Source organism: Acidovorax sp. LjRoot204, assembly GCF_056175785.1.
The window spans coordinates 1-8,057 of the sequence record NZ_JBGFFF010000175.1; the positions used below are offsets into that span (position 1 = coordinate 1).

Annotated in this window: 9 protein-coding genes; all 9 read left to right on the forward strand. The window is 67.3% G+C overall.

Annotated features, from left to right (window positions below; genetic code table 11):
* Positions 1 to 685: amidohydrolase family protein (locus AC04MI_RS21340; RefSeq protein WP_476498636.1), on the forward strand; the 685-nt coding region annotated here is incomplete at its 5' end.
* 12 nt (positions 686 to 697) lie between these two features.
* Positions 698 to 1,717 carry a Bug family tripartite tricarboxylate transporter substrate binding protein gene (locus AC04MI_RS21345; protein ID WP_476498637.1) on the forward strand — a complete coding sequence of 340 codons (1,020 nt, stop codon included), beginning with the start codon at positions 698 to 700 and terminating at the stop codon, positions 1,715 to 1,717.
* A gap of 55 nt (positions 1,718 to 1,772) precedes the next feature.
* Positions 1,773 to 2,459 (forward strand): RraA family protein, encoded by a 687-nt coding sequence (locus AC04MI_RS21350; protein ID WP_476498638.1) that lies wholly within the window; start codon positions 1,773 to 1,775, stop codon positions 2,457 to 2,459.
* A complete protein-coding gene (locus tag AC04MI_RS21355; RefSeq protein WP_436078668.1) occupies positions 2,456 to 3,394 on the forward strand; it encodes an NAD(P)-dependent oxidoreductase in 939 nt (312 codons plus the stop codon). Before AC04MI_RS21350 ends, AC04MI_RS21355 begins: the two co-directional genes overlap by 4 nt.
* Positions 3,395 to 3,457: 63 nt before the next feature.
* The gene (locus AC04MI_RS21360; RefSeq protein WP_436078669.1) at positions 3,458 to 4,465 is read left to right on the forward strand and encodes a Bug family tripartite tricarboxylate transporter substrate binding protein; all 1,008 of its coding nucleotides are present in this window, start codon (positions 3,458 to 3,460) and stop codon (positions 4,463 to 4,465) included.
* Between the two features lie 189 nt (positions 4,466 to 4,654).
* Positions 4,655 to 5,611, forward strand: coding sequence for a tripartite tricarboxylate transporter substrate binding protein (locus tag AC04MI_RS21365; RefSeq protein WP_476498639.1), 957 nt, complete (start codon positions 4,655 to 4,657; stop codon positions 5,609 to 5,611).
* Positions 5,612 to 5,614: 3 nt separating this feature from the next.
* Positions 5,615 to 6,523 carry an amidohydrolase family protein gene (locus tag AC04MI_RS21370; protein ID WP_476498640.1) on the forward strand — a complete coding sequence of 303 codons (909 nt, stop codon included), beginning with the start codon at positions 5,615 to 5,617 and terminating at the stop codon, positions 6,521 to 6,523.
* A gap of 20 nt (positions 6,524 to 6,543) precedes the next feature.
* On the forward strand, positions 6,544 to 7,461 hold the full coding sequence (locus AC04MI_RS21375; protein ID WP_192421473.1) for an SMP-30/gluconolactonase/LRE family protein: 918 nt from the start codon (positions 6,544 to 6,546) through the stop codon (positions 7,459 to 7,461).
* A 175-nt stretch (positions 7,462 to 7,636) separates the two neighbouring features.
* Positions 7,637 to 8,057, forward strand: a 421-nt coding sequence (locus AC04MI_RS21380) for a peroxidase family protein (RefSeq protein WP_476498641.1), incomplete at its 3' end; no start/stop codon positions are given.

The following is an 8,057-nucleotide window of genomic DNA, read 5'->3' on the forward strand; positions in this document are numbered from 1 at the left end:
GGACAACCGCTGCATGTTGCAGGGCCTGGCCGCGTTGGGTACGCAGGCCCGGGGCGTGGCCGTGATCGATGGCAGCGAGAGCGATGCCCAGCTGCAGGCCCTGCACGACGGGGGCGTGCGCGGCGTGCGGCTGAACCTGTCGCTGGGCGTCACGGGTTCGGTGGACTCCATCCTGCCCCTTGCCCAGCGCATTGCGCCCTGGGGCTGGCATCTGCAGCTGCTGATGGCGTCCGATGTGCTGGCCACGCTGGGCGATGTGCTGCGCAACGTGCCTGTGCCCCTGGTGTTTGACCACCTGGGCCGCATCGCACCCGAGCAAGCCGGGAAGCACCCAGCCCACGCACTGCTGCTGCAGCTGATGGGCGAGGGCAGGGCCTGGGTCAAGCTCTCGGGCGGCTACATCGTCAGCGCCACCCACGCGGTGGACGACCCGGCGCTTGACGCACTGGCCGCCAGCTACCTGCGTGCTGCACCAGAGCGCGTGCTGTGGGGCAGCGACTGGCCCCATGCCACTGCCAGCGCTGGCCTGCACCCCGTGCCGGACGACGCATTGCAAATCGACACCCTGGCGCGCTGGTGCGATCAGGCCGGTGCGGATGCCCTGCGCCGCGTGCTGGTCACCAACCCTGCCGCGCTTTACGGCTTCCCGCCGGTCTCGACTTCTTCATCCCCCACCCCTGTCTGAGGGCCTTGCACCATGACCTCTTTGGTATCTCCCCTTTCCACGCACGGCGCGCAGCGCCGCCACCTGTTGACCTCCCTGGCCCTTGCGGGCGCAGGTGTGGGGGCCGGGCTGCCCGCCTGGGCGCAAAACGATTGGCCTGCGGGCAAGCTCATCACCTGGGTGGTGCCGTACCCCGCTGGCGGCAGCACCGACGTGCTGGGCCGCAACATTGCCCTCAAGCTGGGCGCGGCCCTGTCCACCAATGTCRTCGTGGACAACAAGGCCGGGGCCACGGGCACCATTGGCGCGGCCTACGTGGCCAAGGCGGCGCCGGACGGGCTCACGCTGCTGGGCACCTCCATCGGCCCGCAGGCCATCGCCCCGCACCTGATGGCCAAGCTGCCCTACGACCACATCACGGCGTTCGAGCCCGTGATCACCGTTGGCACCATCCCGCACATCCTGGTGGTGGGCTCCAACCAGCCGTTCAAGACGGTGGCGGACCTGCTGGCCGCCGCCAAGGCCCAGCCCGGCAAGCTGGCGTTTGCCTCGGGTGGCAACGGCACCATCTTGCAAATGCAGGGCGAGCTGCTGCAGCAGCAAACCGGCGCGCGCTTCATCCATGTGCCCTACAAGGGCGACACCCCCGCGCTGCAAGACACGCTGGCCGAGCAGGTGCAGTTCATGTTTGCCCCCGCAGCCGCTGCACTGCCGCATGTGCAGTCGGGCAAGTTGCGCGCCCTGGCCGTCACGTCTGCCCAGCGCCTCAAGGCCCTGCCTGCCGTGCCCACCATGGGCGAGGCGGGGCTCAAGGACTTTGTGGTGGAGCAGTGGCAGGCCGTGTTTGCCCCCGCCAAGACACCCGCCGCCGTCGTGCAGCGCCTGAACCGCGAGATTGCCGCCACGCTGAAAGACCCCGCCCTCATTGCCCTGGCCGACAAGCTGGGCGTGACGCTGGTGGGCGGCACGCCCCAGCAGCTGGGCGACCTGCAGAAGGCCGACTCTGCCAAGTGGGCCAAGGTCATCAAAGAAGGCGGCATCAAAGCCGACTGACCACCGCAGTTCTCTTACTTCCTTTCTTCATTCCATCGTTCAACCGGACCATCCCATGAGCCAACTCCCTGAAATCATCCGCACCATTGACCGCGTGAGCGGCGACGTTGTTGCCCGGGCCGCTACCTACCAAGCCGCCATCCTGGCCGACGTGGCAGGCCGCCGCGGCACCATGCATGGCCGCGTGGCGCCCGTGCACCAGTCCATGAAGGTGGCAGGCCCTGCCTTCACCGTGGAAGTGCGSCCSGGCGACAACCTSATGATCCACGCCGCCATCGCSCTGGCCMRGCCGGGYGACGTGCTGGTGATYGAYGGCAAGGGCGACCAGACGGCGGCGCTGATGGGCACGCTGATGCTCAGCGCCTGCAAGAAGCGCGGCCTCGCGGGTGTGATCGTGGACGCCGCCATCCGCGACAAGCTGGAAATTCTGGAGCTGGACTTCCCCGTGTTCAGCGCTGGCTTCAACCCCGCAGGGCCCACCAAGTACGTGCCCGGCCGCATCAACCACCCCATCAGCGCCGGTGGCGCGGTGGTGAACCCGGGTRACCTGGTGGTGGGCGACGCCGATGGCGTGGTCGTCATCGAGCGCGAAAAAGCCCCCGCCATGCTGGCCCTGGCCGACAAGAAGGTGGCCGACGAAGCCGCCCGTATCGAAGCCATCGCCCGTGGCGACACCGCATCGAAATGGCTCCCCGCCGCCCTGCGCGCCGCAGGCGTTTTGAAGGAAGGGGAATCGCTGTGAGCCAAACCATCATCGTGACCGGCGCCGACCTGGCGCAACAAGCCCTCGACCTGCTCACAGGCTACGAGATCGTCTACGCAGGCAAGACGCCGACGGAAGACGACATGGTGGCCCTGTGCGGTGCGCACAACCCCGTGGCCATCATCGTGCGCTACGGCAAGGTGGGCGCTTCGGTGATGGACGCGGCCCCCGCGCTCAAGGTCATCTCCAAGCACGGCAGCGGTACCGACACCATCGACAAGGTGGCCGCCAAGGCCCGTGGCATTGAGGTGGTGGCCGCCGTGGGCGCCAACGCCGCCGCCGTGGCCGAGCAGGCCCTGGCGCTGCTGCTGGCCTGCGCCAAGTCGGTGGTGCAACTCGATGCGCGCATGCACGCTGGCCACTGGGACAAGGCCACGCACAAGAGCCTGGAGCTGGGTGGCCGCACGGTGGGCCTGGTGGGCCTGGGCGCCATCGGCCTGCGTTTTGCCAAGATGGCCGACGCTCTGGGCATGCGCGTGATTGGCTTCGATCCGTTTGCCAAGAACCTGCCCGCCTATGTGCAGGCGGTGGACCTGGAGACGATCTGGCGCGAATCCGATGCCGTGTCTCTGCACTGCCCGCTGACCGACGACAACCGCAACCTGCTGAACGCCGCCACACTGGCGCAATGCAAGCGTGGCGTGATTGTGGTGAACACGGCACGTGGTGGCCTGATCGACGAGGCCGATCTGCTGGCCGCCGTGCGCTCGGGCCAGGTCATGGCGGCCGGGCTCGACAGCTTTGCGGTGGAGCCCATGACGGCGGGCCACCCCTTCCAGGGCGAGAAGAACTTCGTCCTCAGCCCTCACATTGGCGGTGTGACGAGCGATGCCTACGTGAACATGGGCGTGGGCGCCGCCCAGAACCTGCTGGCCGTGCTGGCACGTGCACCGCATGCAGTAGCCGTCGCCTGAGCGCCGGCCTGCCCCAAGAACATGGCCGGGCAGGGTGCCCGGCCCTACAGGAGACAACAGACCATGGCACGCAATTTCAAGAAAAATAGGCCTCTTGCGCTAGTCAATCACGCGCTGGCAGCTATTGTTTTTGTAGCGTCTGGCACCGCCTGCGCGCAAACGGGCGCAGCAGCCTATCCGACCAAGCCCGTGAAGCTGGTGGTGGGCTTTGCCGCCGGTGGCCCCACCGACGTGGTGGCGCGTGCGTTTGCCGACCACGCCAGCAAGGCGCTGGGCCAGCCGTTCATCATCGACAACAAGCCGGGCGCGGGCACCATCATTGCCGCCCAGGCCGTGGCCAGCGCCCCGGCCGATGGCTACACGCTGCTGTTCGGCGCCACCAACCACACCATGATTCCGGCGCTGTACCAGGGCCGCGTCAAGTTCGATGCGGTGAAGTCCTTCCGCCCCCTGTGCACGGTGGCCAGCAGCCCCACGGTGCTGGTGGTGACCCCCAGCCTGCCGGTCAAGACACTGGCCGATTACCAGGCCAAGGCCCGCGCCGAGCCCGGCCGCGTGACAGCAGGCACAGCAGGGGTGGGCAGCTCAGGCCACTTTGCCACCGAGATCTTTGCCCGCGCCCAGGGCCTGCAGCTCAACCACGTGCCCTACAAGGGCGCCGCACCCGTGGTGACGGACCTGATGGGCGGGCAGCTCGACAGCTCCTTTGCCACCCTGGGCTCGGTGCTGCCGCAGATCAAGAGCGGCAAGCTGCGTGCGCTGGCCGTGGGCGCGCCCCAGCGCTCTGCCTTGGTGCCCGAGGTGCCAACGTTTGCCGACGCAGGAGGTGGCAACTACGCTGCCGACGTGTGGTACGGCGTGCTGGCCCCGGCAGGCGTGCCCGAGCCCATCGCCCAGGCGCTGGAGCGCACGGCCGCCGAATTTGCCAAGAGCGAATCGGCCGCTGAAAAGCTGCGCGGCCTGGGGATGGATGCCGAATCGGTGTGTGGCAACGCCTTTGCGACTCGTGTGGCCCGCGAAGCTGCGACGTATAGCCAGATTGCCAAGGCGCTCGATCTCAAAGCAGATTGACTCGGACAACCCCCTGAGGCGCGTTGCGCCTTCCCCCTTCTCTCGCTTTGCGATGCAAAGCGGGAAGGGGGACGCAGCCGGTGCTGCGGGGCGGCCCTTGCACGGCTGCCCGCTCATGCACCGTGCGACGTGAAACACCGCTACCGCCTTCCTTCTCTTGTTGATTGAATGCTACCCAAGGAGACCCCCATGTTTCGCTTCCTCAAACCCCTGATCGCCGCCTGCGCCCTGGCCGCAGGTGTGGCCCACGCCGCCTTCCCCGAGCGGCCCATCACCATCGTCGTGCCCTACGCCCCCGGTGGCGCGGCCGATGCCGTGGCCCGTGTGGTCGCTACCCGCCTGGGCGCCAAGTTGGGTGGCAGCGTGATCGTAGACAACAAGGCCGGTGCCAGCGGCACCATTGGCGCCAGCTTCGTGGCCAAGGCCCCGGCAGACGGCTACACCATGCTGTACGACGCCACGCCGTACTCCATCAACCCGCACCTGTTCCCCAAGATGCCGTATGCAGCCAACGCACTGCAGCCGCTGTCGCTGGTGCTGCTGGCGCCCAACGTGCTCATCGTGAAGGCCGATGCACCCTACAAAAACGTGGGCGAGCTGATCGCCAAGGCCAAGGCGCAGCCGGGCAAGATCAACTTTGCCTCAGGCGGCAGCGGCACGGTGCAGCGCCTGGCGGCCGAGCTGATGGCCCAGAAGCTGGGCCTGGACATGGTGCACGTGCCCTACAAGAGCGGTGGCCCCGCCATCACCGACGTGATGGCCGGCCAGGTGGACTTCATGTTCGGCACCGTGGCCGCCACTTACCCGCATGTGGCGGGTGGCAAACTGCGTGCGCTGGCCGTGTCGGCGCCCGAGCGTTCCAAGCGCCTGCCCGATGTGCCCACGGTGGCCGAGGCGGCCATTCCCGGCTACGAGGCCTATGAGTGGAACGGCGTGTTCCTGCCTGCGGGCGTGCCTGCGGACGTGGCCACCAAACTGCAGCAGGCCCTGCAAGAGGTGCTGAAAGAAGACGAAGTGAAGCAGCGCCTCGCCGACCTGGGCGCCCAGCCCATCGGTTCGACGCCCGCAGACTTTGCCGCCTTCCTGAAGAAGGAAGACGCGAAGTGGGSCGAGGTCGTGAAGAAGGGCAATATCAAACTCGACTGACCCATGCCTTTGCCAGCGCTGACCACGCCCGTGCCCCACTCCGTGGGCCTAAACCGCCCGCAGCGCCAGTTGCCGCCCGGCGCGTGTGACAGCCACATGCACATCTTTGACCCGCGCTTTGCGCCGTCAGCCCACTGGCCGCGCACGCCACCGGTGGCGCCCGTGGCGGTGTACCGGCAACTGCAGGCGCGCCTGGGCACCACGCGCACGGTGGTGGTCACGCCATCGACCTACGGCACCGACAACGCCTGCACGCTGGATGCGCTGGACCAGTTGGGCGACGCTGCACGCGGTGTGGCCGTGGTGGGCGACGGCGTGGGTGCCGACGAGCTGGCCCACCTGGCTGCACGCCGTGTGCGCGGGCTGCGGGTCAATTTCGTCTCGCCCCAATCGTGGGGCACCACCACGCCCGCCATGCTGGCCACGCTCGCGCGCAAGGTGGCCGAGCACCCGGCGTGCGCGGGCTGGCATATCCAGGTCTTTGCGCAGCCGGAGCAGCTCATCGCCCTCGCGCCCCAGTTGCATAAGCTGCCTGTGCCCCTGGTCATCGACCACCTGGGCCGCATCGATCCCGCCGAAGGCCCGGCCGCAGAGACCTACGGCATGGTGCGCGGCCTGCTCGATGGTGGCAACACCTGGRTCAAGCTCTCGGGCGCCTACATGCGCTCGACCGTGCATGGCCCCAGCTACGCCGACACCCTGCCGCTGGGCCAGGCCCTGGTGCAGGCTGCGCCCGAGCGCCTGGTGTGGGGCAGCGACTGGCCGCACACCACCGAGACGCCTGGCACCGTGAACGATGCCGACTTGATGGACCTGCTGCAGGCCTGGGCTGGCGGCGACGCGGCCATGGACTGCATCCTGGTCGACAACCCGGCACGGCTGTATGGTTTCGATACCGCTCCCGCCGCCTGAACGAATTGGAAAGACCCACCATGTTTTTGCTGCAAGCTCCTGAGGTCCGCGATCTCGATGTCTTCACCACCATGCCTGAGCACTTTCGCCGCCGCGAGCGCAGCGACTGGGCTGACGCCAACCGGGGCGGCACCATCACCGATTCTTTTCTGGAAGGCCCGGTGTTCGACGACGCAGGCAACCTCTACGTCAGCGACATCCCCTGGGGCCGGGTCTTTCGCATCAACCCGCAGGGCGACTGGGCGCTGGTGGCCGAGTACGACGGCGAGCCCAACGGCCTGAAGTTCTTGAAGCCCGGCACGCTGCTCATCACCGATTACAAGAACGGCCTGATGCAGCTCGACGTGGCCACGGGCGCCGTCACCCCGTACCTGCAGCGCCGCAACAGCGAGCGCTTCAAGGGCGTGAACGACCTGATCTTTGACGCCGAAGGCAACCTCTACTTCACCGACCAGGGCCAAAGCGGCCTGCACGACCCGAGTGGTCGCCTGTACCGCCTGCGGCCCAATGGTCAGCTCGACTTGCTGCTGCACAACGTGCCCAGCCCCAACGGCGTGGCCCTGTCGCCCGACGGCCGCGTGCTGTATCTGGCCGTGACGCGTGGCAACTGTGTGTGGCGCGTGCCGCTGCTGCCCGATGGCAGCGTGGCCAAGGTCAGCCAGTTCTTCACCTCGTATGGCCCCAGCGGCCCCGACGGCCTGGCCGTGGATGCCGAGGGTCACCTGCTGGTGGCCAACCCGGGCCTTGGCTATGTGTGGGTGCTCAACCACCGGGCCGAGCCCGTGCAGGTGCTGCGCGGCGCACCGGGCAGCTCCACCACCAACCTGGCGTTTGGCGGGGCAGGGCGTACCACGGTGTATGTCACCGACTCTACCCATGGGCGCATCCTGAGGGCTGACATGGGTGCACCTGGGCTGCTGCTGGCGCGTTCGCGTTGACGCTGCCCCAGCCTCAACTTGTCTGGGTATCGCAACGAAATCAATGAAAGGATGATGATCCATTGATATTGGCTATTAATGGGATTCAATCGATTCAATTTACCTGTCATCGTTTGCTTCCTACCATCTGCCCTGTCGATACGTTTTGCCGACGCGATTTCACAGGAGATGACCCATGACGACCGAAGCCAAATGCCCCTTTGACCACACCAAGGCCGTGCCCACGGGCCCCCGCAATGCCGACTGGTGGCCCAACCAGCTCAATCTCCGCCCCCTGAACCAGAATTCCCCGCTCACCGACCCGATGGGAGACGGCTTCAATTACGCCGAGGAATTCAAGAGCCTCGACCTTGCTGCCGTGAAGGCCGACCTGCGCGCACTGATGACCGACTCGCAGGACTGGTGGCCCGCAGACTTTGGCCACTATGGACCGCTGTTTGTGCGCATGGCCTGGCACAGCGCCGGAACCTACCGCCTGGCGGATGGACGTGGCGGCGCAGGGGCAGGGCAGCAGCGGTTTGCGCCGCTCAATAGTTGGCCCGACAACGCCAACCTGGACAAGGCGCGCCGCCTGCTCTGGCCCGTCAAGCAGAAGT

Coding starts and splice junctions, on each gene's coding strand:
- AC04MI_RS21360 (WP_436078669.1), top strand. CDS start 3,458: ATGGCACGCAATTTCAAGAAAAATAGGCCTCTTGCGCTAGTCAATCAC.
- AC04MI_RS21375 (WP_192421473.1), top strand. CDS start 6,544: ATGTTTTTGCTGCAAGCTCCTGAGGTCCGCGATCTCGATGTCTTCACC.